This window comes from Rhizobium sp. NXC14 (assembly GCF_002117485.1).
Lineage (GTDB): Bacteria > Pseudomonadota > Alphaproteobacteria > Rhizobiales > Rhizobiaceae > Rhizobium.
On the sequence record NZ_CP021031.1, the window covers coordinates 364,257 to 390,739 of the forward strand.

Annotated in this window: 24 protein-coding genes and 3 pseudogenes; 13 read left to right on the forward strand and 14 right to left on the reverse strand. The window is 60.1% G+C overall.

Annotated features, from left to right (window positions below; translation table 11 throughout):
* Window positions 1–128 precede the first annotated feature (128 nt).
* The 6 genes from NXC14_RS23590 to NXC14_RS23615 all read left to right on the forward strand — a co-directional run bounded on the left by NXC14_RS23590 (window position 129) and on the right by NXC14_RS23615 (window position 6,246).
* Window positions 129–1,538 (forward strand): aldehyde dehydrogenase family protein, encoded by a 1,410-nt coding sequence (locus NXC14_RS23590; protein WP_085780478.1) that lies wholly within the window; start codon window positions 129–131, stop codon window positions 1,536–1,538.
* Between the two features lie 104 nt (window positions 1,539–1,642).
* On the forward strand, window positions 1,643–2,341 hold the full coding sequence (locus NXC14_RS23595; RefSeq protein ID WP_085780479.1) for a CoA transferase subunit A: 699 nt from the start codon (window positions 1,643–1,645) through the stop codon (window positions 2,339–2,341).
* Window positions 2,342–2,358: 17 nt separating this feature from the next.
* Complete coding sequence (locus tag NXC14_RS23600; RefSeq protein WP_085780480.1) at window positions 2,359–2,988, forward strand: CoA transferase subunit B; 630 nt, start codon at window positions 2,359–2,361, stop codon at window positions 2,986–2,988.
* A gap of 74 nt (window positions 2,989–3,062) precedes the next feature.
* Window positions 3,063–4,244, forward strand: a complete 1,182-nt coding sequence (locus NXC14_RS23605) for an acetyl-CoA C-acetyltransferase (protein ID WP_085780481.1) — start codon at window positions 3,063–3,065, stop codon at window positions 4,242–4,244.
* A gap of 15 nt (window positions 4,245–4,259) precedes the next feature.
* Complete coding sequence (locus tag NXC14_RS23610; RefSeq protein WP_085780482.1) at window positions 4,260–4,757, forward strand: UPF0262 family protein; 498 nt, start codon at window positions 4,260–4,262, stop codon at window positions 4,755–4,757.
* A 43-nt stretch (window positions 4,758–4,800) separates the two neighbouring features.
* Complete coding sequence (locus NXC14_RS23615; RefSeq protein ID WP_085780483.1) at window positions 4,801–6,246, forward strand: Glu/Leu/Phe/Val dehydrogenase; 1,446 nt, start codon at window positions 4,801–4,803, stop codon at window positions 6,244–6,246.
* Between the two features lie 173 nt (window positions 6,247–6,419).
* Here the strand turns inward: NXC14_RS23615 and NXC14_RS23620 are convergent, their stop codons facing one another.
* From NXC14_RS23620 to alr, 4 genes are all read right to left on the reverse strand, one after another.
* Window positions 6,420–7,850: an NAD-dependent succinate-semialdehyde dehydrogenase gene (locus NXC14_RS23620; RefSeq protein ID WP_245362209.1), complete on the reverse strand. Its 1,431-nt coding sequence runs from the start codon at window positions 7,848–7,850 to the stop codon at window positions 6,420–6,422.
* Between the two features lie 149 nt (window positions 7,851–7,999).
* A complete protein-coding gene (locus tag NXC14_RS23625; protein ID WP_085780484.1) occupies window positions 8,000–8,380 on the reverse strand; it encodes a RidA family protein in 381 nt (126 codons plus the stop codon).
* A gap of 35 nt (window positions 8,381–8,415) precedes the next feature.
* Window positions 8,416–9,666 carry a D-amino acid dehydrogenase gene (locus NXC14_RS23630; RefSeq protein WP_085780485.1) on the reverse strand — a complete coding sequence of 417 codons (1,251 nt, stop codon included), beginning with the start codon at window positions 9,664–9,666 and terminating at the stop codon, window positions 8,416–8,418.
* 31 nt (window positions 9,667–9,697) lie between these two features.
* Window positions 9,698–10,831 carry an alanine racemase gene (gene alr, locus NXC14_RS23635; protein WP_085780486.1) on the reverse strand — a complete coding sequence of 378 codons (1,134 nt, stop codon included), beginning with the start codon at window positions 10,829–10,831 and terminating at the stop codon, window positions 9,698–9,700.
* Window positions 10,832–10,956: 125 nt separating this feature from the next.
* Here alr and NXC14_RS23640 point away from each other — a divergent pair, with 125 nt between their 5' ends.
* Window positions 10,957–11,436, forward strand: a complete 480-nt coding sequence (locus NXC14_RS23640; protein ID WP_085780487.1) for an Lrp/AsnC family transcriptional regulator — start codon at window positions 10,957–10,959, stop codon at window positions 11,434–11,436.
* A gap of 146 nt (window positions 11,437–11,582) precedes the next feature.
* On the opposite strand, the pseudogene NXC14_RS23645 reads toward NXC14_RS23640, so the two are convergent.
* From NXC14_RS23645 to NXC14_RS33570, 3 genes and pseudogenes are all read right to left on the reverse strand, one after another.
* A pseudogene (locus tag NXC14_RS23645) lies at window positions 11,583–11,872 on the reverse strand (citrate/2-methylcitrate synthase); the annotation flags it as partial.
* Window positions 11,873–12,054: 182 nt separating this feature from the next.
* Window positions 12,055–12,644 (reverse strand): annotated as a pseudogene (locus NXC14_RS23650) (isocitrate lyase); the annotation flags it as partial.
* 14 nt (window positions 12,645–12,658) lie between these two features.
* Window positions 12,659–13,234: a GNAT family N-acetyltransferase gene (locus tag NXC14_RS33570; RefSeq protein ID WP_245362182.1), complete on the reverse strand. Its 576-nt coding sequence runs from the start codon at window positions 13,232–13,234 to the stop codon at window positions 12,659–12,661.
* A 927-nt stretch (window positions 13,235–14,161) separates the two neighbouring features.
* Between NXC14_RS33570 and NXC14_RS33575 the strand changes: the two are divergent.
* The 5 genes and pseudogenes from NXC14_RS33575 to NXC14_RS23675 all read left to right on the forward strand — a co-directional run.
* Window positions 14,162–14,302, forward strand: a pseudogene (locus NXC14_RS33575) (LD-carboxypeptidase); the annotation flags it as partial.
* A 42-nt stretch (window positions 14,303–14,344) separates the two neighbouring features.
* A complete protein-coding gene (locus NXC14_RS33580; RefSeq protein ID WP_348630264.1) occupies window positions 14,345–14,881 on the forward strand; it encodes a hypothetical protein in 537 nt (178 codons plus the stop codon).
* 486 nt (window positions 14,882–15,367) lie between these two features.
* Window positions 15,368–16,078: an isochorismatase family cysteine hydrolase gene (locus tag NXC14_RS23665; protein WP_085780606.1), complete on the forward strand. Its 711-nt coding sequence runs from the start codon at window positions 15,368–15,370 to the stop codon at window positions 16,076–16,078.
* A gap of 42 nt (window positions 16,079–16,120) precedes the next feature.
* Complete coding sequence (locus NXC14_RS23670) at window positions 16,121–16,603, forward strand: hypothetical protein (RefSeq protein WP_085780488.1); 483 nt, start codon at window positions 16,121–16,123, stop codon at window positions 16,601–16,603.
* A complete protein-coding gene (locus NXC14_RS23675) occupies window positions 16,600–17,292 on the forward strand; it encodes an alpha/beta hydrolase (RefSeq protein WP_085780489.1) in 693 nt (230 codons plus the stop codon). The genes NXC14_RS23670 and NXC14_RS23675 overlap by 4 nt, the downstream gene beginning before the upstream one ends.
* Here NXC14_RS23675 and NXC14_RS23680 read toward each other — a convergent pair.
* The 7 genes from NXC14_RS23680 to NXC14_RS23710 all read right to left on the reverse strand — a co-directional run bounded on the left by NXC14_RS23680 (window position 17,277) and on the right by NXC14_RS23710 (window position 24,136).
* Entirely contained in the window at window positions 17,277–17,756 is a 480-nt protein-coding gene (locus tag NXC14_RS23680) for a hypothetical protein (RefSeq protein ID WP_085780490.1), read from the reverse strand. The genes NXC14_RS23675 and NXC14_RS23680 overlap by 16 nt on opposite strands.
* Before the next feature lie 75 nt (window positions 17,757–17,831).
* Window positions 17,832–20,120, reverse strand: a complete 2,289-nt coding sequence (locus tag NXC14_RS23685; RefSeq protein WP_085780491.1) for an AAA family ATPase — start codon at window positions 20,118–20,120, stop codon at window positions 17,832–17,834.
* A gap of 139 nt (window positions 20,121–20,259) precedes the next feature.
* Entirely contained in the window at window positions 20,260–20,508 is a 249-nt protein-coding gene (locus NXC14_RS23690; RefSeq protein WP_245362183.1) for a hypothetical protein, read from the reverse strand.
* Window positions 20,462–21,184, reverse strand: a complete 723-nt coding sequence (locus tag NXC14_RS23695; RefSeq protein WP_085780492.1) for a hypothetical protein — start codon at window positions 21,182–21,184, stop codon at window positions 20,462–20,464. Before NXC14_RS23695 ends, NXC14_RS23690 begins: the two co-directional genes overlap by 47 nt.
* Window positions 21,185–21,186: 2 nt before the next feature.
* On the reverse strand, window positions 21,187–21,396 hold the full coding sequence (locus tag NXC14_RS33585) for a hypothetical protein (protein ID WP_085780493.1): 210 nt from the start codon (window positions 21,394–21,396) through the stop codon (window positions 21,187–21,189).
* The gene (locus tag NXC14_RS23705) at window positions 21,393–22,925 is read right to left on the reverse strand and encodes a site-specific integrase (RefSeq protein ID WP_245362184.1); all 1,533 of its coding nucleotides are present in this window, start codon (window positions 22,923–22,925) and stop codon (window positions 21,393–21,395) included. Before NXC14_RS23705 ends, NXC14_RS33585 begins: the two co-directional genes overlap by 4 nt.
* Window positions 22,922–24,136 (reverse strand): tyrosine-type recombinase/integrase, encoded by a 1,215-nt coding sequence (locus tag NXC14_RS23710; protein ID WP_085780494.1) that lies wholly within the window; start codon window positions 24,134–24,136, stop codon window positions 22,922–22,924. Before NXC14_RS23710 ends, NXC14_RS23705 begins: the two co-directional genes overlap by 4 nt.
* Before the next feature lie 258 nt (window positions 24,137–24,394).
* Here NXC14_RS23710 and NXC14_RS23715 point away from each other — a divergent pair, with 258 nt between their 5' ends.
* Window positions 24,395–25,768, forward strand: coding sequence for an ISNCY-like element ISRel26 family transposase (locus tag NXC14_RS23715; protein ID WP_085780495.1), 1,374 nt, complete (start codon window positions 24,395–24,397; stop codon window positions 25,766–25,768).
* Window positions 25,769–26,483 lie beyond the last annotated feature (715 nt).

The window sequence follows — 26,483 nt, forward strand, 5'->3', positions numbered from 1 at the left end:
CGATCGGATAGATCCGGCCGCACCTATTCGCTTCAAGAGAATGCAGAACAGGGCAGGGGACATCCCCTTGCCCTGACGGACGAACTCAACCGTTGCACAGATGTCATTAGGAAAGAGGAAGCCGGCCTATGACCGCCGCCAAACTTCATATCACCACCAGCTTGGCTCCGATCACCGTCTACAGCCCCTATGACGGGTCTGTGCTGGGAACGATTGAGGCCACGGATGCAAGCGAAATCGGCGAACTCCTCGCCCGCGCCCGTCGCGGCGCAGAGCTTTCCGCTAAGTTGCCGAGACATGAGCGCGCGCGCGTCCTCGAAGGGGCTGCGCGGATCATCGAGAGCCGCCGTGACGCATTTGCCGAGACCATCGTGCGCGAAGCCGGCAAGACGATCGTCCAGGCGCGCAAGGAAGTGCTTCGTTGCGTCAACACGCTAAAGCTCTCTGCCGAGGAGGCAAAGCGCAATGCCGGTGAGATCGTGCCGTTCGATGCCTTTGTCGGATCGGAGCAGCGCCAGGGCTGGTTTACGCGAGAGCCGCTCGGGATCATCACCGCGATTACGCCCTACAACGATCCGCTGAACCTGGTCGCGCACAAGCTTGGCCCGGCGATCGCCGGCGGCAACGCGGTGCTCTTGAAGCCGTCGAACCTGACGCCGTTCTCCTCGATCAACCTTGTCGAAGCCCTGGTGGAAGCGGGCTTGCCACCGGAGATCATCACCGTCGTTCACGGCGATCGCGAGATCGTCACGGCTCTCGTCTCCGCGCGTGAGGTCCGCATGGTCTCCTTCACCGGCGGCTTCGCAACCGGGGAAGCGATCAGCCGCAAGGCGGGCCTGAAGAAACTCGCGATGGAGTTGGGTGGCAATGCGCCGGTCATCGTCATGAACGACTGCGACTTCGACAAGGCGGTTGAAGGCTGCGTCTCCGGCGCCTTCTGGGCAGCCGGTCAGAACTGCATCGGCGCCCAGCGTGTTCTTGTCCAAGCCGAGCTTTATGGGCGCTTCCGCGATGCTTTCGTGGCCGCGACGAACAAGCTCAAGGCAGCCGATCCGCTGAAGGAGGATACAGATGTCGGTCCGATGATCTCGAAAGAGGTCGCCCAACGGACCGAAGCAGCCGTCAATGACGCCCTCGCGGCCGGCGCGAAACTGCTCTGCGGTCACAAGCGCGAAGGCTCGCTCTATCACCCGACGGTGCTGGAGGGCACGCCTGTCACCTGCCGCCTATGGCACGAGGAAGTATTCGCGCCCGTGGTCATGCTTGCCCCATTTGCCACGCTCGATGAAGCAATCGAACTGGCCAATGAACCCGAATACAGCCTGCACGCCGGCATCTTCACGAGCAACCTCAATGTCGCACTTGACGCCGCAGGCAGGATCGAAGCTGGCGGCGTGATGATCAACGATAGCTCGGACTATCGCTTCGACGCCATGCCGTTCGGCGGTTCTAAATACGGCAGCATGGGCCGGGAAGGCGTGCGCTTTGCCTATGAAGAGATGACCCAGCCGAAGGTCGTTTGCATCAATCGTGGGTAAAGAGACCTCGCAGCCGTTTGATACCGCTGCCGGACTTTGAAACCCAAGTGAATGAATCCAGGCGGCGCCTCGGCGCCGCAACAGACGAACCTGATGGGGGGAGTATGAACAAAATCTTCGACAATCCGGCCTCGGCGCTTGAAGGCTTGCTGTTCGACGGCATGTTCATTGCCGCGGGCGGTTTTGGCCTGTGCGGCATTCCGGAACTGCTGATCGATGCGATCCGCAAAGCTGGCACCAAGGACCTGACGATCGCCTCGAACAATTGCGGTGTCGACGACTTTGGCCTTGGCGTGCTGCTGAAGACCAAGCAGATCAGGAAAATGATCTCGTCCTATGTTGGAGAGAATGCCGAGTTCATGCGGCAATATCTAAGCGGCGAACTTGAGCTCGAGTTCATTCCGCAGGGCACGCTGGCCGAGCGGATGCGCGCCGGCGGCGCCGGTATCGCCGGTTTCTACACCAAGACCGGCGTCGGCACCGTGGTTGCGAAAGGAAAAGAACTCAAGGTCTTTGATGGAGAGGTCTTCGTTCTCGAGACTGGAATCGTCGCAGACCTGTCGATCGTCAAGGCCTGGAAGGCGGATGCCTCGGGCAATCTCGTCTTCCGCAAGACGGCCCGCAACTTCAATCCGCCGGCCGCCACCTGCGGCAAGATCTGCGTCGCTGAAGTCGAGGAAATCGTGCCGGTCGGCAGCCTCGATCCCGATCATATCCATGTACCGGGGATCTATGTGCACCGCCTGATCCAGGGTCAGCACGAGAAACGCATCGAACAGCGCACCACGCGCGCGGCGGCTTGAGGGCAGGGGAGAAACACATGGCCTGGGACAGAAACCAGATGGCGGCGCGTGCTGCCCGCGAACTTCAAGACGGCACCTACGTCAATCTCGGCATCGGCATTCCGACGCTGGTCGCCAACTACATCCCCGAAGGCGTCCATGTGACGCTGCAGTCGGAGAACGGCCTGCTCGGCATCGGCCCGTTTCCGACCGAGGGTGAGATCGACGCCGATCTCATCAATGCCGGCAAGCAGACGGTGACGGCGCTGCCGCATTCCGCCTTCTTCGACTCGGCGCAGAGCTTCGCGATGATCCGCGGCGGCAAGATCGCCATGGCGATCCTCGGCGCCATGGAGGTGTCAGAGAACGGCGACCTTGCCAACTGGATGATCCCCGGCAAGCTCGTCAAGGGCATGGGTGGCGCCATGGATCTGGTCGCCGGCGTCAAGCGGGTGTTGGTCGTCATGGACCACACCAACAAGGCCGGCGAATCCAAGGTGCTGAAGGCCTGCACCCTGCCGCTGACCGGACAAAGCGTCGTCGATCGGATCATCACCAATCTCGGTGTGCTCGACGTCGTCGATGGCGGACTGAAGCTGGTCGAGCTTGCCGAGGGCGTCACCGACGGCGAGATCCGCAGCGCCACCGAGGCGACCATCGTCAACTAGCCTGAAGGCTGATTGCCGAAACGCTGGAGCCGGTCTTTGCCGGCTTCGCAAGGACCACCATAGAGGAGATCAGCATGAGCACCCCATCGATCGTCATCGCCAGCGCCGCCCGCACTGCGGTCGGATCCTTCAACGGCGCGTTCGCCAACACGCCGGCGCACGAGCTCGGCGCCGCCGTCATCAAGAACGTGCTTGAGCGCGCAGGGGTCGAGGCGAGCGAGATCGACGAGGTGATCCTCGGCCAGGTGCTGCAGGCAGGCGAGGGCCAGAACCCGGCGCGTCAGGCGGCGATGCAGGCGGGGATCCCTCAGGAACAGACCGCCTGGGGCATGAACCAGCTCTGCGGTTCGGGCCTTCGCGCCGTGGCTCTCGGCATGCAGCAGATTACCTCCGGTGATGCAGATATCATCGTCGCTGGCGGTATGGAGTCCATGTCAATGGCGCCGCACTGCTCGCATCTTCGCGGCGGCGTGAAGATGGGCGACTTCAAGATGATCGACACGATGATCAAGGACGGCCTGACCGACGCCTTCTACGGCTATCACATGGGCATCACCGCCGAGAACGTCGCCCGCCAGTGGCAGCTCAGCCGCGAGGAGCAGGACGCTTTCGCACTCGCCTCGCAGAACAAGGCCGAGGCCGCACAGAAGGCCGGCCGCTTTGCCGATGAAATCATTCCCTTCATCGTCAAGACTCGCAAGGGCGACATCACCGTCGACCAGGACGAACATATCCGCCATGGCGCAACGCTCGACCAGATGACCAAGCTGCGTCCGGCCTTCGACAAGGAAGGCACCGTCACCGCCGGCAACGCCTCCGGCCTCAATGACGGCGCTGCTGCCGCCCTGCTGATGACCGAAGCGCAGGCTTCCAAGCGCGGCATCCAGCCGCTCGCCCGTATCGTTTCCTGGGCAACGGCCGGCGTCGATCCGCAGGTCATGGGCACCGGCCCGATCCCGGCTTCGCGCAAGGCGCTGGCGAATGCCGGCTGGGCGATCGGCGACGTCGAGCTGGTCGAGGCCAACGAGGCTTTCGCCGCCCAGGCCTGCGCGGTCAACAAGGACCTCGGCTGGGATCCGTCGATCGTCAACGTCAACGGCGGCGCGATCGCCATCGGCCATCCGATCGGTGCCTCCGGCGCCCGCGTGCTCAACACGCTTCTGTTCGAGATGAAGCGCCGCGGCGCGAAGAAAGGTCTGGCAACGCTCTGCATCGGCGGCGGCATGGGTGTCGCGATGTGCGTGGAAGCGATGTGAGGGGAGGGCAGGGCCATGGCCTCCGCCGAGTACCGTCTCTGCGACGTATCGCTCGACCGGTCGTTCTGCGGCCGGGACGCGAGAATTGAGCGGGAACAAGCGCTCGCGGTCATTGACCTGTTGGAATCCAATACATTCATTCCGCTCGGTCACGACGGCGGACCTTACCGCCTCAGGATCGAAGCGGTTGACGGGCGCCTGGCCCTGCATGTCGCGGATGACCATGGCGAGCATGTTGTTAGCCATTACCTGTCGCTCACGCCCTTCCGCCGGCTGCTCAGCGATTACACCCGCATCTGCGAGAGCTACTACGATGCCGTCCGTCACCCTGGTCCTGAGCGGCTTGAGGCGATCGATTTGGGTCGGCGCGGCGTCCATAACGAGGCAGCCGAACTGCTGAAAAGCCGGTTGTCAGCGAAAGTGAACATCGACAACGACACCGCCCGCCGGCTGTTCACGCTGATCTACGCCCTGCTGGTGCGCAATGCAGACCATCGAGTTCTGCTGAGCTGACACAGCTTCGGCCCGAAACTTTCCCACCAAGGAGGAACCCCAAGTGAACGCAATACCACAACGCAACGTGCAAGCCGGAGAAACCAGCTCCGCAGGCTTCCTGGATAGCGTTGACCAGAACTTCCGCCATGCGATGACGTTCCTCGACCTGCCGGAAGGTCTGTCGGAGCGGATCATGCAGTGCAACTCGACCTACACGGTTCGCTTCGGCGTGCGCCTGCGCGGCCGCATGTACAGCTTCATCGGCTGGCGATCGGTGCATAGCGAGCATTGCGAGCCGGTAAAGGGCGGCATCCGCTATGCGTCGAATGCCGATGCTGAAGAGGTTGAGGCGCTGGCGGCCCTGATGACGCTCAAATGCTCGCTCGTCGATGTCCCGTTCGGCGGCTCGAAGGGGGCGCTGAAGATCGATCCGCGCGAATGGACGCCGCTGGAGCTCGAGCGCATCACCCGCCGCTTTACCCAGGAACTCAACAAGCGCGGCCTGATCGGCCCCGGCGTCAACGTACCGGCGCCCGACATTGGCACGGGCGAGCGGGAAATGGCCTGGATGATGGACGAGTTCCGCCGTGCCAACCCGACCGATGTCATCAATGCGCGCGCCTGCGTCACCGGCAAGCCGCTGTCGAAGGGCGGGATCGCCGGCCGCACTGAAGCCACCGGCCGAGGCGTGCAGTTCGCCATCCAGAGCTATCTCCGCGATCCGCGCACTGCCGGCCTGAACGGCAAGCGTGATCTGAAGGGTGCGGCCGTCATCGTTCAGGGCTTCGGTAATGTCGGCTACCATGCGGCAAAGTTCGTCTCCGAGGAAGACGGCGCCCGGGTTACCGTTGTCGCTGAACGGGACGGCTATGTCGCCAATCCCGAGGGTCTGGCGATCGAGGCGCTGAAGCAGCATCAGATCAAAACCGGCAGCATCCTCGGGTTCGAAGGCGCCACCTCGTTTGCCGGCGATATGACGGGCATTGAGCAGCCTTGCGACGTCCTCATTCCGGCGGCCATGGAAAATGCCATCCATGCCGGCAATGCAGACCGCATCAAGGCGCATCTCATTGTCGAAGCCGCCAACGGCCCGGTGACCTTCGAGGCCGACAAGGTCCTGCGTACCCGTGGGATCACGATCCTCCCCGACCTTTACGTCAATGCCGGCGGTGTCGTCGTCAGTTACTTCGAGTGGGTGAAGAACCTGACGCATATTCCCTTCGGTCTGATGGAACGGCGCCGCCGTGAGCGGCGCAACCAGACCATCGCAACGGCGCTGGAACGCATGACCGGCAAGGAATTCCCCGCCGATATCCGCGACGAGTTCCTCGAAGGCGGCGCTGAAATCGACCTCGTGCGGTCCGGCCTCGAAGACGTCATGCGCAGCACCTGGACACGCATCGCCGACCTCATCGAACAGCAACCGGAACTCGGAGACTACCGGACCGCCGCCTATGTCGCGTCGATCCGGCAGATCGCCGATGCCTATGAAGTGATAGGGATCTGATCAACTGCCTGCCCAGGCCAGCGGTTCTTCGATCGATGGCCCCGGCTATAAATTCGCCTCCCAAGCGACTTGGCTGCCGTAGGACATGGGTCGACGGCAGCCTCTTTTTTTTAGGTGATCCAGATTTTAATATCATCGAATCCGGCGTCGATGTTGGAGGGCGGCAACCAGCGTTAGAGGCCGCCCATGCAGAGGTACTTCATTTCGAGATAGTCCTCGAGGCCGTGCCGAGAGCCCTCGCGTCCAATGCCGGACTGCTTGATGCCTCCGAAGGGTGCCGCCTCCGATGACATCCGACCGGTATTGATGCCGACCATGCCGTATTCCAGCGCCTCGGCCACCCGCCAGACGCGTTTGAGGTTCGAGGCGTAGAAATAGGCGGCTAGGCCATAGATGGTGTCGTTGGCTTCCCGGATCACCTGCTCCGGGTCTTCGAAACGGATGATCGGCGCCAGGGGACCGAACGTCTCTTCCTGGGCGATCTGCATCGAACCGACGACATTGGTGATGACGGTCGGCTCGAAAAACGTTCCCTTCGCGCCGACCCGACGACCGCCGCAGCGAACCATCGCTCCCTTTTTCACGGCGTCGTCGACATGCGCCTCTATCTTCGCCAGAGCGTGAGTGTCGATCAGCGGACCGATGGCGGTATCCGATTTGAACCCGTCGCCAACCTGCAGCCGCCTGACGCGTTCGGTGAACCTCTCGGAGAACAGGTGGTAGACGCCGCACTGCACGTAAATGCGATTGGCGGATACGCAAGTCTGGCCACCATTTCGAAACTTGGCCTGGATCGCACCATCGACGGCCGCATCGATGTCGGCATCGTCGAACACGATGAAAGGCGCGTTGCCACCGAGCTCGAAACTGATCCGCTTGATCTGGTCGGAACATTGGCGCATGAGCAACCGGCCGACCTCCGTCGATCCGGTGAAGCTGATCTTGCGAACCTTCGGGTTCGAACAAAGCTCCGTGCCGACTGCATCGCCATCCGACGCATAGATTAGATTGAGCACGCCCTCGGGAAAACCCGCCACCCGGGCAAGCGCGAACATGGCGCCTGCGACAAGCGGGGTTTGCTCTGCCGGCTTCAAAACGATCGTGCAGCCGGCGGCCAACGCCGGCGCAATCTTGCGCGCGACCATCGAGGCCGGAAAATTCCAGGGCGTGATGGCGCCGACGACGCCGACCGGCTGCTTGATCACCAACAGCCGTCTGTCGGTGGACGGCGCCGAGATCGTTTCGCCGTAGATGCGGTTCGCCTCTTCCGCATACCATTGGACATAAGCGGCGGCATGAGAAATCTCCGACTTCGCCTCGACAAGCGGCTTGCCCATTTCGCAAGTTAGAATGGCGGCGAGATCATCGACGTGATCGACAATCAACTGGTGCCACCGCCACAGGATGTCGGAGCGCTCGCGCGCGGTCAGGCCGGCCCAACGCTCTCCTGCGGCATCAGCCCTGTCGATAGCGAGCGCCACATCCGAGGCCTGCATGTCCGGCAGATCCGCCAGCAAATCGCCGGTGGAAGGATTGTGGACCGCAAAGCGTTTGGCGGTCTCGATCGGGCCAGCGGCTGCTGCAAGATCGCCGAATGTTTTGATGTCGTTGATATGCTTTTTGAGCGCCTGCGTAAGCGTCACGGCGTTCTCCTCCTCAACTGGGCTGCCGCCCGTTTCCTTCGCCGTCAAACGACAGAACCGGAGCGGCCCTTCGACCGCTCCGGCTATATGCCGCGATGGTGCGGGGAAGTTCAGCCGACAGCGATGACGGCTTCGATTTCCACCTTGGCGCCTTTCGGCAGAGCTTTCACCTCATAGCAGGCCCGCGCCGGAAACGGCTCGGAGAAAAACTCGGCATAGACGCGGTTGACCTCCGCGAAATCCCCAAGGTCGGTCAGCAGCACCGTGGTCTTGACCGTCTTCGAAAGTTCGGTTCCCGCTTGCCTGGCAATAGCGGCCACGTTCTTCAGGCACTGTTCGGCCTGCTTGACCGCATCGTCAGAATTGAACTCGCCGGTGGCCGGGTCGATCGGCAGCTGTCCGGACACGAACAGGAGGTTGCCGGTCTTAATGGCCTGGGAGTAGGGGCCGACAGCGCCTGGGGCATCGGCGGTAGAAATAGCGGTGATCACATCAGGTCTCCAGAGTAAAATTATTCAAGTTGGCGTCAGGCGTAGCGAGCGACGGCGAGCTCGGTTGCGTCGATCTCAGGCTTGCGGCCGCTCACGAGATCGCTGATCACTCGGGCCGATCCGGTGCTCATCGTCCAGCCAAGCGTGCCGTGGCCGGTGTTCAGATAAAGGCCGCTGATCTTGGTTGGGCCGATGACCGGGGTGCCGTCGGGCGTCATCGGTCGCAGTCCGGACCAGAAGGTCGCTTGGGAGACGTCGCCGCCGGGGAAGAGGTCGGTGACGGAGTGCTCCAGCGTGCGCCGGCGAGCCTGGCCGAGATCGTTTGTGTAGCCGGAAATTTCCGCCATGCCGCCGACACGGATGCGGTCGCCGAGCCTCGTGATCGCGATCTTGAAGGTCTCGTCCATGACAGTCGATTTCGGGGCGCGCGAGGCATCGGTGATCGGGATCGTCAGCGAATAGCCCTTGACCGGATAGACCGGCAGTTTGATGCCGTAGCGCTTCAGGAACGTCGGCGAATGGCTGCCGAACGCGACGACAACCGCATCGGCCGCAATCCGCTCATCGCCGGTCACGACACCGCGTACTTGGTTCCCTTCGACACCGAGCCGTTTGACCGTCGTGTTGAAGAGAAAGCGGACGCCGAGGCCTGTTGCCTTTTTGGTGAGCGCATTGGTGAACTTGAAGCAGTCGCCTGTTTCGTCTTTCGGCGTCAGCAGCCCGCCGACGATTTTCTCGCGGACTTGGGCAAGCGCCGGTTCGACCCGCACACAGCCGTCGCGGTCCAGCACTTCATAAGGCACGCCGTCGGCTGCGAGAGCCTTCACGTCCTTGGCAGACGCGTCGAGCTGCTGCTGCGTGCGAAAAAGCTGCACGGTGCCCTGCATGTTTTCGTCATAGGCAAGACCGGTTTCTTCGCGCAGTTCGGCGAGTGCCAGACGGCTGTAGTTCGCCAGCCGAAGCATGCGGCTCTTGTTAACCGCATAGCGTTTCGACGTGCAGTTCGACAGCATCTTGAGCAGCCACGAGAGCATGGCCGCATCGAACTTCGGCCGCAGGATCAGCGGCGCGTGCTCCATGAACAGCCATTTCAGCGCCTTCATCGGAATGCCGGGCGCTGCCCAGGGCGAGCAGTAGCCGAACGAAACCTGGCCGGCATTGGCGAAGCTTGTTTCCAGCGCAGGGCCTGGCTGACGGTCGATGACCGTCACCTCATGGCCGGCCTTGGCCAGCTGGTAGGCGGAAGTGACACCGACGATGCCGGAGCCTAGAACAACAACTTTCATGATTTCCCCAATGATGGAGCCGACCGGGCTCTTAACGATGTTGCCGATAGTAGCGGTGACCGAGGCTGGTCAGGATCTCGTAGGAGATCGTGCCGGCATCGCGCGCGATGTCCTCAAGCGACTGATGCGGACCGATGACCTCGACCAGGCTTCCAAGATGTAACGTGTCCTCAGGCAGGGCGGACACGTCGATCGTGATGCTGTCCATCGAGACCCGGCCGACGATCGGCAGGCGGATGCCTTGGTAATAGACGGCGCCGCGTCCGCTCAAGGCCCTCGGGAGACCATCGGCGTAGCCGGCAGCGATCGTCGCAAGGCGTGTCACGCCTTCGGTCACATGAACGCCGCTATAGCCGACCCTTGTGCCCGCCGGCACGGTGCGTGTCTGTACGACCGCCACTTCGAGACTGACGACCGGCTCCATAGGGTTCGGCTCCCCACTCGTCGGCGCGCCGCCGTAAAGCGCGATCCCGGGTCTGACGAGGACGCCATGGTACGGGTCGCCCAGGAACACGCCGCCGGAATTGGCGAAGGAAATGTCGAAGCCAGCGAACTCGTCGGCGATGCGGCGTATCTCCGCCAGCTGTTCAGCGTTCTGCGTCGCATCGAGTTCGTCGGCTGAGGCCAGATGGCTCATGATGAACAAGATTTCGACATTGCCATGCTCATCGAGGGCCTTGGCGAGCGCAGATCGCTCTTCCGGTGGGAGGCCGAGGCGCGACATGCCGGTGTCGAATTGCACGACTGCGGGCAGGGTGCGTTTGAGCGAGCGGGCAGCTGCACACCACCGGCGATATTGCTCAAGAGAATTGAGAACGGGAACGATGCCCCTCTCGGCGCTCGCGAGCTCGGTTCCCGGCTGCAAACCATTCAGCACGAAGACTTGCGCATCGGGCGCGAGCGCAAGCCGGAGCTCCTGTGCTTCAACGAACTGTGCAACGAAGAAATGCCGGCAGCCCCGTTCGTAAAGCGCCCGCGAGACCCGCTCCGCACCAAGGCCATAGGCATCCGCCTTGACAACCGCGGCCGCGCGGCCCGGCGTGACCATCGCGGCGAGCTTCGCGTAGTTACGGCAAAGTGCTGCGATATCGATCGTCAGATAACCCGTCGCGCCGATCCCGGCAGCGCCCGCACTTGCATGTTTTGCCGATAGAAGGTGGTCCATCTTCCGCTCCCTAGACTGTGCGGAAGATATGAAATAATCAGCGAAAGAGCCTGCGAATCTGCGCTTTGAATGAGCGAAGATCCGTATAGAATCGCACAATGTGCGGCCTTTTGAAAGATTCTGCCATGAGCGCCCTCGATAACATCGACCGGAACATTTTGAGGCTGCTGCGCGTCGATGCGCGTATGAGCAACGCCAAGCTCGCGGTCGAGGTTGGCCTGTCGCCATCCGCTTGCCTGAGGCGCATCAAGATCATGGAAAATGCTGGCGTCATCCGTGGCTATACGGCGCTCGTCGACACGGCAAGTTCAGACGCAATGATCGCCGTGATCATCAACATCACCCTCGAACGGCAAACGGAAGACTATCTCGACAGGTTCGAGGCGGCTGTGCGCAAGCATCCCGAAATCCGCGAATGTTACCTGATGACCGGCAGATCAGACTATATGCTGCGCGTCGACGTCGACAGTGCAGGGGCTTTCGAGCGGATACACAAGGAGGTGCTTTCAACGCTCCCCGGTGTGTTGCGCATCTATTCGAGCTTCTCGATCCGGGATGTGCTGGCGGCCCGCCAAAAGGGCGGCCGAAGTACCGCCGCACGTTGACCAGTCGCGTGGCAAGCCGCTTTCGTTTGATTGCAAGGGGAGGACCCGAGATGCGGGTGATGGCAAGGGAAGCAGCGAGACGTCATCTCGATGCATCCGCTACTTTTCGAGGGTCGCGTTGCTGCGAGATCAACAATTCCGTTCGATCATCGCTTTGAAACCGGCCGGTAGTCGCGCTGAGGTTCGCCGACATAGAGCGGGCGCGGCCGGCCAATACGCTGTTCTGGATCTTCGATCATTTCATTCCACTGCGCCACCCAGCCGACGGTTCGCGCGAGCGCAAAGAGGACGTGAACATCGTGGTCGGGAAGCCCAGGGCGCGCAGCGTGATGCCCGAGTAGAAGTCGACATTGGGGTAGAGCTTTTTATCGATGAAGTAGGGTTCGTTGAGCGCGATTTTTTCAAGCTCGAGCGCAACCCGCATCAGCGGATCGTCGCTCTGTCCCGTCGCCTCGAGCACCTCATAAGCCGTAGAGCATTAACAGACTTCGAGAAAATCCCCTTGCTCGGCGAGTTGTTCGATCGGACAGCCGCGGTGCAGGAGAACCCCTTCATCGCCATCGATATAGGTGATCTAGGATTCGCATGAGGTCGTCGACGTGAAGCCCGGGTCGTAGATAGCTTGGCGTTCGGTATAACCCGCGGATGCGATCCATCATGCTGGCGGTTTGCTCGACATGGGGTTTTAGGTTTCGATCCAGAGCAGGCCGGCGCCATTGTTGAGCGCATTGATGCAGTCAAGGACGCAACGGTCGGCGCCGGTGCCTTCACGGAACTGGAACAGGTTGGACGGCAGCCGCTCCGCAGGACCTTGGACCCGCGAGTGACTAGGACATCACCGTTGGAGGTCTGCTGGCTGGTGATGTCCTAGCAATCAAGGGAAGCGTTGTACTGGTCGCCGATATCGCCTTCGCTGGCGCTGAAGGCGATCTGTTTGGTCAGGCCTGCACCGAGAGAATCCGTGCGGGCAACGATGATGCCGTTGTCGATGCCGAGCTCGAGAAACGCATAGCGGCAGGCACAGTTCTTGGCGACGAATTCCTAATGGGGATTGGTCACCTTGCCGTCCTGAGGACCGCAGTGCGTTTCGTCGGAAACCTGGTTTCCGATCTGCAGGGCGCAAGCGCCGGCTTCGATCATCTTTTTGCAAGCAGATACGTCGCCTCGGCATTGCCAGAACCTGCATCGATATCGGCGATGATCGCGACCCTTTTTACGCATCTTAACGTAGCGAACCCGGCGCAAAGCGTGGATTTGCTGCGATGATCCCATCCAGATCTTGTTGCTTTACCTCGAAGCAGCGCGTCAGCTGGTCCCCAAACCACCGATCACCGATCTGCCAGAATCCCATCTTTCCGACTGAACGTAAGGAACGCCGGTTATCGGACCGAACAAAGCACAGGACTCGCGGTGCTCCCAAGGTCGTAAAGGCAAAATCAAGGATTGCGCATCCCGCCTCTGGGGCATATTCACTGCCGGATGCGGCCTCGTGAAAACATGCGCTGAACTCCAGATCGTCGCTTTCCGGCAGAAAAGTTAGGCCGCTTTGTCCAAGGAAACGGCCTTCCCGGCTGGAGCAGTCGCGCCCGAACACCGCAAAGAGACCGATGCCATACGTATCCCAGTCCGCGCGGGCCTGCTTGAACTCGGCCCATGTGTCTTCAAAGGACGGAGGCTTTCCATCATATATGGCATTCACAACGAAAGGGTCGGTATGAAGTGAATGAAATCGCAGCAGGTCCCATGGTGTGGTTAGCGGTCGCAAATATAGTCGCGCGGTCTCGAGCGTCACCGGCATGGTGCGTACCCTCCCGCGCGGGGCAGACTGCCAGTGTGCTGTTGTGCCTCGAGGACCGGGACCACCCAAATCAAAATGACGACGTTCTCGGTGGGCTTGAACATGAAATCCTTTCTCCTGTAGGTGACGCGTATCAACGTATGTCCATGCATGTACCGCGCCAACGCCAGCTATGGCTCTGAAGCCTCGATGTACCAGAACATGGCAGGCTCCGACATGGGCGACGATCACGAGGAACAATACTATGGACCAGTTCGCAGCCTTGATTGGGGGCGACTCGGCAAGGGGCGCGCCAAACGCTCCTTGCCACACGGAGGATGCAGCTAGCTATGGGAGCCGCTTCGCCCGCGAGATCCAACGCACATTTTCGTTGCCCATACCCTCGCGTTGATTGCCAGACGCGTAAGGTGTTCGATAGGTCGAACAAGCCGTACTCGCGCAGCATGGTTCCAAAGAGTGCGGTTTCGGCAATGAAGCTGGGTGAGTGAGTGGATGTGAGTCCCCAGAACACAGGCATTTCTCACGGGACCGCCGCAAAGTCGGGTGTTGCACTCTGGTTTTCCGGGTGTTTGTTGCTTCCCATCTGACAGGATTACGCAACAGGCTGCAGGCTGTTGCTCGTCGCAAATCCGGTGCGTGTTGCGCGTGACCTTGTTGCATGCCACGCTACGCGCCGTTGGTAATTTAAGACTTTATACGAAGTCAATTTTGATGGGGCAATCTCAAGATGGATGTTTCATGGAAGCCAAAGATGGCAGGATTGGCTGCTGGAGACATCGTCCGTCTCGTCTCGCCAGCGAGCACTCCGAGCGACACCGACGTCGATATCTGTGTTAGATATCTCGAAGGACTGGGTCTTAAACTCAGGTCGGACCTCATGCCCTTGACCGGCTTGGCTACCTCGCCGGCCGGGATGAAGACCGTCTCTCGGGCCTGAATGATGCCATTCGGGACCCCTCCGTCCGTGCCGTCATAGCGACTCGGGGCGGAAAGGGGGCCTACCGTATCGCAGATGGTATCGACTTCGCCGCCATGCGTGCGAACCCAAAGGTCCTGATCGGATTCAGTGAGATCACGATCCTTCACCTATCGATCTGGCAACAATGTGCGGTGCCAGGAATACATGGCGCTGCGTGGAACCCGATCCAATCAGGAGAGACCTCTTCCAAATCATTCGAGCGGGCTATCTCGTCCATAGAAGATACCGTCGTTCATTCAGATGAATCCGAACCCACCGCTAGACTGACGACGTCCGGAAAGGTTCGAGGCGCACTGCTGGGTGGCAATCTGGACATGATAGCAGCAGCAGCCGGTTGGGCACTTCCAAGCCTGGACGGTGCCATTTTGCTGATCGAAGATGTCGAGAAGGGTCTCGGCCATATCGACAGAACGTTGACCCGTCTCATTAAATCTGGATGCCTCGCAGGTATTGCGGGTGTTGCTGTCGGACAGTTTACTAAGTTCGCGCCTTCCAAAGGATTGACCGTGATCGATGTTTTGCGGGACCGTCTGGGCGTACTTGGCGTTCCAATACTGGGCGGTCTGCCGTTAGGACACGGTCCCGACGCGCTGGCGATCCCGATTGGTACTGAGGCAACGTTAGACGCCGACAGGAAGACGCTGACAATCACGTCTGCTTTCGTCTAATCGACTGCCCACTTCAGACAAGCCACGTGCTGCCCGTCGCGCAATTACTGGTATTTCTCCGCGTTGTCCTTGCAGTGCTGCAGCACGGTCTCAAGCCACCGATCGAATCACACCCAGTGAGCTTTGTAGTCACCCACGCAGCCGTATCCCTTTGCGGGATTCTTTACGTCAAGCTACGCCAAAAGCAACACTTTCGAAATGACCTCTCGGTTCCAAAGAGTGCGGTTTCGGCTCTGAAGCTGGGTGAGTGAGTGGCGAGAACGTTCTGCGTCACAGGCATTCTGGAGGATCATCGCTTCATCGGCCCGTTGCTAAGCCTAGTTCGGGCCGTTTGTTGCTTTATGGAGCTGGAAGATTTGCAACAGGAAAGTCCTTGTAGCTGGCTCGCAAAACACCCTTTGTTGCTTTTGGAGCGTCGTGGCGCGAGCCATTGACGCTGACGGAATGGCCGTTGATCATCGTTGCATCGCACGAGGATTCGCCGAGATGGATTCTGATCAGGGCAGCGCAATAGCACTCCAAATAGCGGGTCCACGCCCAAAGCTTCACAATTGGCTGATTGAGCAGCGTGAGTATGAGCGGCAGGAGCAGAGGCGCGGACGACGCCATGCGTATGAATCTGTCGAACCACGTCGAACGGCTCTGGTCGTGATCGACATGGTCCCGTTTTTCGTCGAGGAAAGCGGCTATTGCAGAGGGATACTGCCCAACATTATTCGCCTCGCAGACGCTCTTCGTAGCGCTGGTGGCACGGTGGCGTGGGTTGTTCCCGGCTCCGATCAACCTCATCCAGACCTGACACGGGAGTTCTTTGGCGAAGAAGTAGCGGAAGTATTTCGGACGTCAGGCGGGGCTGGTCCGATATCGGAGAGAGTGTGGGCCGGGCTATCTCCGCAGGCACAAGACCTGTATTTCGAGAAGTCCGCCTATAGCGCGTTTTTCCCCGGCTCTTCAGACTTGCCCGCTGTACTTGGCGCTCGCGGAATCGATACGGTCTTCATCACCGGAACGTTGACGAACATCTGCTGTGAGTCCTCGGCCCGAGACGCCTATGCCAGCGGCTTCCGGGTAATCTTCATAGCCGACGGGACGGCTGCCAGGCGGGATCAGGACCACAACGCAGCACTCCACAACATCTATCGGAGCTTTGGCGATGTGCGGCCGACAGACGATGCCATCGCCCTGATGTCCGCCTAAGCAGGGTAATTAGCAATGTTCGACGCAGGTCCGGAGAGATCAATGGAGAACACCCGAGAGAAAGTCGCCGCCGTCATAGCCAAGCTACGAAGTTCAGGGATGACCTGCGATCTCTTCGGGGGATGGGCGGAGGAAGTTTTGGGTCTCCGTGAGCCTTTCGCTCACAGCGATATCGACATGCTCTATCGCAGCGAGACCTTTGAAGAACTGGATACGAAGCTCCGGGAGATTCCTGAGTTCGAAGAGGTTCCGCTGAAGCGCTTCCGGCACAAACGAGCTTTTCGCTTTTATGGCACGCTGTGCGAGATAACCTTGGTTCAAGAACGAGAGGGGCCTTTTACGCTCTTCTGGGGCGACGTTCCCTTCCAGTGGGATAATCCGCTGCTGCATGGGGTTTTAGTGGTGGTTGGCATGGAACCGATCTCAGTCGTATCTGCCAACAACCTCAAGCGGTACCGCGATCTCCATAAAGACACGCAGCCGCATCGCTGGCGTGACCCGCAATCGTTGGAACCGTCCGCATGAATCCCGAACTCCTGCTGCTCCATGCACTGCCTTTGGATGGATCGATGTGGGCAGCCCAGCTCGACCTCCTGCCAGGTGCAACGTATGCGCCAACGCTTTATGGTTTCGGTGATCGCGTCGAAGACTGGGCAGCCGAAGCCCTAAAGCTTCCGACCGGTAATAAAGTCATTGCCGTCGGCTGCTCGGTTGGTGGCTCATGCGCCTTGGAGGTTGCTGCACTCGCGCCGGAACGGGTTGCGGCGTTGGTTCTGATAGGGACAAAGGCGGCGCGGCGACTGGATTCCGGGCTTCACGTAACCTACGCCACTAGACTTCAGGAGATGGGGCTATCGGCTGCATGGCACGAATGGTGGAAGCCTGCGTTTGCGAGGACCACGTCTGCAGCGATCATCGCTGAGGCGGAGAGTATCGTTATGCGTCAGCCCCTTGATGATGTACTACGAGGCGTCGAGGCATTCCACACCCGCAGAAGTCGCGGCGATACCCTTTCGACATTCTCAGGCCCAGTGCACGTAGTCACAGGCGCAGACGACGTCTTACCCGGACTGGCGACCATTTCCAAGCAAGCCGGGATAGCCCAAAACGGTTGCCTGCATGTTGTCCCCGACTGTGGGCATTACGTGCCGATGGAACGACCGGAGGCGCTAAACTCGATAATCCGCCAATTGATAAATCAGATAGCGCTGTGAACGAGTTGCTTGGCGCGTGCTCGTTCGCTTGCTTCGATGTGGTTCACCCGGCCAAGGTAGGTCTCGGCACGAGCTATGGGGTCGTGAAGATACTGATCCGGCCCGAGCATCTTGTTGTCATTGAGATCGCGCCTGTCGAGCAGATCAAAGGTGACGCGTTCGAGGCGGCAATTCCATCCTTCTGCAGATCGGCTCGCCCAACCATTCGTGTGGTAGGCTAGGAGTCGGTTCCGCAACGAATAGCCGTGGTGGTCGAAAGCGACGACCCCGTCGGTCACGAAGATATGGTTTCCGGCAAACCCTTCGCCTGGGATAATGCGCTCCGCGTAAAATTCAGGAAGGGGTGCCTCCTTCAAAAACACTCCGGCCAGAATGGCGCACGCGCCATTTCCGAAGAAGATGCGGTCAGGCAGAGCCCAGCGTCGCACGGGGTCTTTCTTTATGCCGGGCTTCAACATGTACATGGTCGATGCACACCCCTTACGCGAATAGCTGAATCAATCACTACCAGCCTGGTCAACGATTAGTGTCACGTCAATTCAAATACCGTCGAAGCTCAAGTTATGCTCGCGATCCAAGGATTTAGGAGAAGCGGAGACAACCTCGTTGATGAGATCAATATCGCCGACGAGAACGACGGTCTCGATGCCGCGAGTTATCGCTGTGTAGAGCATGGTTCGGTCCAGAAGCTTCGACCGGACGACAGGGATGATGACCCGTTTGAATGCCGACCCCTGAGCCTTGTGGACGCTGATCGCCCAGCCGTGGGTGAGCTTCTCAAGGTCGGCCGTGGTGATCACGTCTTCAGCGCCGTCGTCGAACCGCACCCAGGCACCTTTGGGGTGGGGCTTGGTGACGACGCCCAGGGAGCCGTTCATGAACGCGGCGCAGATCGGATCGCCCGTGACCTTGTCGAGAACATGCTTCCCTTCATCGTCGAGCTGAGGGGCCTTCGAATAATCGTTCTTCAACCACATGATTTTCGAGCCGACGCTCAAACCCCAATCCTCGACATTCGCCTGCTTGGACATGTACTCGATCTCAATGGCCCGGTTCAGCTCTTTCGATCCGGCTGGGCCGTTCTTTGCCTGCGTGAGTATCTGGACGTCCATTTCGTGCAGTGCGGCCGTCTTGCCATAGGCTGGAACCCGCCCGCACATGGCGCGGAAGGCCGCTACGGTCTTTCCGGCCACGTCGTCTTTCGACGCCGGGAAGAGATAGACGCCAGGCGTCAGCGCGACATTCGGATCGAAGCGGCGGAGACCGACTGCCTTGCCAGTGCGCACGGCGGATGCGATGGCCGGAATGCCGGTGGCGTCGTCCTGTCGGTGTACGATGTCCAAAGTGACCGAAGGTATTCTCGTCGCCTTGACCATGGTGTGGAAGGGCAGGCCGGCTCCGATGGGCGGAAGCTGTCCCGGATCGCCGATGAAGATCAGGTTGACCTCGATGGGCAACTGAGCGAGCACCCGGTAGATCGATGGAGTGTCGAGCATGGAGGATTCGTCGAAGATGACCGTCCCCGCCTCGATACGACGGCCAGCATCCTCGATGTCGTGAACCAGCCGCGAGAGGGTGCTCGCTGGACGACCTGTCGCCTCGCTGATCCGCCTGACGGCACGGCCCGCGAGAGCCACCTGCAGGTGTTCGACGCCATGGCGCTGCGAAGCCGGAAGACCGTCACGGATGGCCTCCAATGCCGCAAGGATCGCCCGAACGACGGTCGTCTTACCCGTGCCCGCGCCGCCGCTGATCACGCAAAAGCCACAGGTCGTGGCCATGAAGACCGCCTCGCGCTGCGCATCGGTAAGGGCATAACCGATCTCCGCCTCGACCTTGGCCATGGCCTCGACAACCAGCTTGCCGTCGAATCCCAGCCCTTCGCGACCGATGCGCTCGCCGATCTGCCGAGCGACCTCTTCCTCCATGAAGCGGCAGGCCCTCGACTGTAGAAGCTCGGAGGCTGGCGACACCACGCGACCACTGGCCAAGGCCAGATCGATGGCAATCGCCGGATCGCCAGTCCAAGGTGCGAGCAGGCGCTTCACCAGAGGTTTCAGAACCGGGGAAGGGGAGGCCATGTTCCCTGCCCGGAAGCGAATGGCCAACGCCTCCTCGACGGCGGCCGTCAATCGCCTCGGATCATCGAGGGCAACGCCAAGACGAAGCGCTCTCGCGTCCACGTCCTTCCACGGCTCCAGCAATGTCATTGTGAACGGGTCGGCCTTGATGCGGGCGATAGCTCCAAGACCCCAGACACGGGCGGCAGCACCAGCCACACGAGGCGAGACGCCGTAGCGATCCAGCCATCGAAAGATTTCGACCTCCTCGGCCAGCATGCCGAAGCCGTCGACGATGGCGATGGCCCGATCCGCGCCGACGACGTCCGCGAGCGCCTTCAAGTCGCGATCCCGAATGAGGTCGTAGATGGTTTCGCCGAAGCGCTCCCAGACCTTCTCCGCCATCGCCCAGCCGAGACCGACGAAGCGCTTGTCGCTAGCAAGGTGCCGGATGATCGCCCGACCTTTGGTGACGAGGGGCAAAGCCACCTCGGCATGAAGCTGCGGACCATATTCTGGATGGAGTTGGATCGAGCCTGTGACACGCCAAGTCTCGCCAACCGCCGGATCACGCGGTGATCTCTTGGAGAGTACGAGGGCACGGCGGAGCTGCTCGGTCTCGTCGCGGCCGATGATGACGTGGTCGCCGAACCGGCTGGCATGAACTGACGTAATGGACAGCTCCCAGGAAGACTGCTCAGAACGCTCACCAAGGACCAGGAACGTCTGCCCCTCTGCGCCACCCCGTCGTTGATTGGCCCCTGCCATGGGCTCTGGCTCTCCGTTCACTGCGGCCACCCACGACGGGACGTCGCGGGTCCCTGTGCCTCATTCACTGCGATCCAGCTCCCACGGCCTGTCGGGGCCACGACGGCGCGGCTCCGAGGACCAGACTTCAAACACCCAATCATGGAAGTCTACCAGTCTCGGCGATCACCGCGCTCAGTCGCTTCATGCGATCCAGGTCGCGGCGCAGCGAGGCGTTCTCCGCCTTCAGCCGAAGGTTTTCTTCCTCCAAGGCCATCTGGTTGCCATCGACCTTGGCCTTCTGCTCGCGGTCCGCTTCCGCCTGTTCGAGGCGGGTCAGGTTGGCCTTGCGATCACGGTCGTCAGCATTGCCGAGGATTTCGGCGCAGCGAGGATTGGTGCGGAACACCTAGCGAGCGGGAGAACCCGCCATGCTCTCCGGCCGGTCGTCCGTCGGCATCCAGATACTCGCGCCAACGCTTCCAGTCCAATGGAAGGAGGGCAGCCTCTCCGATACGGAAGCCCATGATGATCTGGACCTTAAATGCCGCAAACCGGATCGCGTCCGAGAAGGACATGGGCGTCTCTGTGAAGACAATCCGCACCCGCTCCCAGAAGGCCCTTTCATCCGGAAGCTTCGACGCCGACTTCCTTTCGGCCAGGCTGCGCCGAAGGCTCTTGCGGCCGCCATGAGCGTTTTGCCGATTTCGGACTGCGTCGGCCTGTTGCTGGGCCGCTAAGGCATTTTTTGTAGCATATGGCTCGCAATAGCGGGCCAGAGAAGGGATGTCAGCGAGTTTCTGCCTATCGATAACGTTCCTGACCATGGTGGCAAAGTCGAGTGCCACCTTGCCGGAAACCTGTCCCTCCAGGGTGGCGTTGTAGGCCTGCTGGATTTGCACCGGTGTCACGGCCCACGGCGGCGTCTCTCCAGCCACGGGCGCGAGCTGACGGATTGGAACCGCGATTTTTATCGCGCTTAGTGGCTTCGTTTTGCGGACGAGAAGTTGATGGATAAGGACGGCCTGATAGAGGTCCATCCATGCCGGAGGCATCGGGCCACCCACAACCGGCTCCTGTTCCATCCTCAGCCTGATTTCGCAAACGAATTGGCTTCGACGCCCACTTGCCCCAACCACTGAATCGGCGGCGGCAACATGCCCCTCAACTCGGTCAGGTTCCACCGCGTATCCTTGCTGACCTTGCCATGGTCATCGTAGACCAGCCTCCAGTTAAGGCCGCGCTCTTCCGCCAGGGTCTTAGCCGTGGCGATGTATTCGGCATAGAATGGGTTCATACCTCTTCCTGACCATCAGGTTTCAGCTCCTCGGCGATGCGCCGTGCGGCGTCGAGGGTGCTCTTCAATTGAGCGTAAGCAGGGGATTGCTGGTTGTTGCGGGACGCAGCGGCAAATTCCGTCACCACTGGACGAAGGCTATCCACGACCTCTTGATGGATTTCTGGGTCGTTCAGCGGCATGAACTGGGAGCAGGTGTAGCAAGCCACCACCGGGTTCTTCATGCAGAGGTTTTGACCGAGATTGCAACCGCCTATTCCGGCAATGGGAATCCCGTGAGGCACGCCGCCGATCTGCTTCTCGGCCGGAAGACCAAGCAGCATCGCCTTATCGATGGTTTTCGTCGTCGCGATCTTGGCGACGTGCTTGTAGATCGGCGAGATCGCCAGGGCGGCGTTGATACGCTTGGCCTGTGGCGGCGACGCGTCGAAGTATACGTTTGCGACGCGGTCGCTGGAGTGACCCATGAACTCCGAGAGACCAGCGTGCGAGATGCCGCCGTCCGCGAGACGTTGTGCCGCCGTATGTCTCAAGTCGGTTGGAGACCAAGCCTCACCAGTCAGGTCCGACGTAAGCTCAAGAATGACCCGGCTGACACCGGACGGCGTGAGGCCGAAGAGGAGGCGAGGGGGCACGCCCTCCTCTATCATGACCCTTCCTGCGTCCCGACGCTTCACGAACTCATTGAAGAGCGGGCCCCACTCTCGCTTGATCCGCCGGGTTTCTCGAATGCGCTTGCGCTTGTCCTTTTGCTTGATCCGGGCGACCGCCACATGCACCGCACCGGTCGAGTATAGCCGAACATCGGCCGTCTCGATCCGCGCGATCTGACCCGGACGGAAGGCATATTGGTACGACGTGACCAAGATGCACACGTCCCGCAGCGCTTCGTCATCAATCGACTGCGGATCATTCGAGAGCGCAGCGCACATCGCGTCGATATGGTCGACGATCAGGCTTTGATGATCCAGTGGCATGAAGCAGTCGCCGATGCGAACGACGCGATACTTGTCCACCTTCGGACTTTTTAAAGCGCGGATGAGGGATGCTGCCGTGGGCGTCCAATGACCAATGTTCAGCCGACAGAGGGAATGAAGAATGGCTCTTAGCGAGTAGCTTTCCCTGGCACTCACCTCTGCAAGAACGAATGTGTTCCAATGGGATCGAGCGTCGAATGGCTGCGACACCAATAGCTCGATCAGCGAGAGGACGCCACGACGTGCGAGGTAGCTTAGGGTGCTGCCAAACAAGATCGTCACGTAGTGAAGGTCGTGTTCGCCAAGCCAGTCGGCGAACACATGTTTCATGACCTGTGTTGCGGGACCAAATGCATTGAACGATATTGGATGCTGGCGGCCGTCCAAGGCAAGGAAGACCTGGTCGGTTTCGGACAGGTCCCGGACGGAGCATATCTCGTTCGCAAAATCATCGTAGTATTTCACCACCGCAGGCAACGGCGGCAAACTCGATGTCAGGCGATCAATATCGGCGACGAGGCGGTCGCTCTGGAGCGTGATGGCGGGCTTCAATGGGACGTCTTCGGAACAGTGCGTCGAAGAGCATCCACAAAGTGGTCGAACTTTTCGCCCCAGACTTCGTCCAGGCTGGTTTCGAAGTAGGCCTTGGCATAGAGGCGCGGCATATCCGACTTCTTCGACCACCCAAAAAACGTCCGCAGCTTCTCCTGAGCCTTGTCCAGACCATTGCCCGTGTCCTGATACCGACGCATCCTGACGACAGCAGATGTATGGCGGAGGTCGTGACAAGAGACGCCTTTAAGCCCCTGCTTTTTCAGAGATTGCTTGGCTTCGTCGGACAGAGCGTCCGTCGCAACCTCGAAGATTTCGCTGAGAGATCGCAGCGAAAGTGGCAGACCTTTTTGAGAGATCAGAAGATGCGGATGATTTGCCCGTCCGCGATAGTTGCGGATGTAGAACCTGACGAGTTCGACAATCTCTTCCTGTAGCGGAAGCTGGCGTCGAGAGGTCTCCGTCTTCAGTCCAGGCTGTTCGTACCTTGGGTCCGGATCATCGACCTCCTCGACATCCAACCAGTGAACGGTCTTGCGAGCGACTGGGTCGAAGTCCTCCTTGAACGAGGAAGCGTACAGCAACGCGCCTTCACCACGCCGAAGCCCAAGGCGCAACAGCAACATGAAGACCAAGAGGTTGCGCCAGCGCAGCGTCTCAGTCTTGAAGGGGTTGCGCGTCGAATCCGGCCTGAAGATTTCGTACAGGTCCTCGATGACGAGCGGCGGAAGTGCCCGGATCGGCGGCGGCGGCTTCTGGGGGTTCGGAACCAGGTTGCGGTAGAAAGTCTCAAGGCGATGTACTTTTGCCTGGATTTCGTTCGCCCGCGCACCAGCCGTGCTACCGGCCTGGCGAAGCATTTCCGTCGCGAAGTCGAGCGCAAACTTCCATGTGGACGACTTGTCTGCGTTCTCGACGACTGCCTCGTTCCTGAGCTGGGCGAAGAAGCCTAGAAGACATTCTTCCAAAGCATCGCCATCGGCTTCGGCTATAAGACGGTCCAGACAGTCGGTACCGTGTTGCTCGCATACTGCCTCGTAGAAACGATCAATGGCCGTCAGATATTTCTGTCGGCTCGATGGCTCCAGCCTCGGGTTCAGGACGTCACTCCAGATGGTGGCCCAAAACCGTGGGACACCAAGCGACCCGACAGCGACAAGCCCGCGTGCGGATGGCGGCAGGGCTGCATTTCTTATATTGATGATCGGCATGGTGACTCGCGTTCCTCAATGAACGCAACCATGCCATCGGTTCGCTTCAACGCAACACGGCAAACCGCAGCATCGCCAGTTTTCCACAGTCGTGGAAAATGCGGTTTCGGGCCAAAACGCAACAGGCAGCAAACCGCCTAGATGTTCCATAATATTTGTTATGCCAGATTCGCCTGTAGCCGCAAAGTTAAAGTGTCCTGTTTCTGCAAAGTTAGAATGTCACTCTCTTCCCGTTTTTGATGACGGTGGAGATTGCGGATGGGATTGATAGCGATGAGCGAGCGCGATCTGCAGCGGATCGAGATTTTGTCGAAGGTGGTCGACGGCCGCATGACGTTGGTGTCGGCGGCACATGTGCTTGATCTGAGCGAGCGCCAGGTGCGTCGGCTGCTGGATCGGATCCGCACTGACGGCGCGGCATCGATAAGGCACAAGGCGATCGGTCGGCCATCGAACAACCGGATTAGCGACGGCGTTCGCGATTATGCGATGACGTTGGTTGGCGAACGCTATGCGGATTTCGGTCCGACGCTGGCGGCCGAGAAGCTGGCCGAACGCGATGGATTGCGTGTGTCGCGCGAGACGTTGCGCAGCTGGATGGTGGAGGCTGGCCTGTGGCTATCTGCCAAGCAGCGGCGGACGTTTCATCAGCCGCGGCTGCGGCGCGAGGCCTATGGCGAGTTGGTGCAGATCGACGGGTCGGAACACCGCTGGTTCGAGGATCGCGGGCCGCCATGCTCGCTGCTGGTGTTTGTCGACGATGCGACTGGCAGATTGATGCAGTTGCGGTTTGTGCGCTCGGAAAGCGCCTTCAGCTATTTCGAGGCACTGGCGCTATACCTCAGGCGTCACGGCGCGCCTGTGGCCTTCTACTCCGACAAGCATTCGGTATTCCGGGTGGCGAAGAAGGACGCCAAGGGTGGCCAGGGGATGACCCAGTTCGGGCGGGCGCTTTGCGAGCTAAACATCGAGATTCTTTGCGCAAATTCGAGCCAGGCCAAAGGTCGCGTCGAGCGCATGAACCGGACGCTGCAGGATCGGCTGGTCAAGGAATTACGGCTGGCGGGGATCTGGGACATGGAGACTGGCAATGCGTTTTTGCCTGGCTTCATGGAGCACTACAATGCGCGGTTTGCGATCATCCCTGCCCGGTCCGAGGACTTGCACCGGCCGCTGAATCTGGCCCCGGGTCGGTTAACTGAGATCCTTTGCAAGCGCGAGCAGCGTTACGTCGGGGCGCAGTTGACGTTTTCGTTTGAACGCAAGCGGATCATGCTGGAGGAGACCGAGGTGACGCGCGGTCTGGTGGGCCGCTATGTCGAGACCTATGCCTATGCTGACGGCCGCCTGGATGTGCGCTGGAAGGGACATTCCCTGCCCTACACGGTGTTCGACAAGGACCAGCGGGTGACGCATGCGGCAATTACCGAGAACAAGCGGCTCGGTGATGTTCTGGCCTATATCAAGGAGCGTCAGGACCAGCAGGAAAAGCCGGTCGTGAAGAGCAACAGCGACAAAAATAGCTATAAGCCGAGAGGTCGCAAGCCCGGAAGGCGCACGGACTACATGAATGATCCGGCGGTGATTGCGCGGCGAGAGAAAGCGCTGTTGAGGCAGCAGGCTGCCGAGTGAACCGTCGATCGGATAGTCTCAAAGCTAAAGCCGAAGGGGTGTCTCTCACCCGCCCCGATCTGCTCTTGCAACCGGTATCAGCCGCTCAGATCGGGGCTGATCGGTGTGCCGCGTAGCAACCTCGCGGACATTTCTACTTTGCACAACGGCGGACATTCCAACTTCCCCGCCACATTGCTTGTAGGAGCTATTTAGTAATGCGACATGAGCGTCGCCTGATAATTTTGGACTGTCGCCACGCATTTTTGGACTGTGCGCCCATAATGTTGGACTGACGCCTCCTCCAACTCTACATTGGGCGTTTCAGCCGCCGATCCGGGCATTGGCAAACTGGACGGCAGCAAACGAGACAGCGCGTCGATGATGCCAACGACGTCGTCCTAGCTCACAGCTGTCTCCATCTCTCCATGCGGCCGCAGCTCCCGTGATCCTACCGGCGTCGGGCGAAGATAGTTTCACTCGTCAGACACTCTGGCGCTCGCGTCAGCGTACAGTCTATGTCTCCTCGCTTCCTCGAGAGTGGCACCGATACAGGTCGTCCCAAGCGCCCCGCGGTAAGCGGAACCTATCTGGACGATAGTTTCCGCTCGCATTTCAACCGCCATCGCTCTCGAACCTCGTGGAGAAACCGATGTGATAGCGCAGGGCGCCCTCGCCGATCGAACTGATCGCCCTCCGAAAAATCTGCGTTTTTCTTGCGGAAAACGTCATTTTT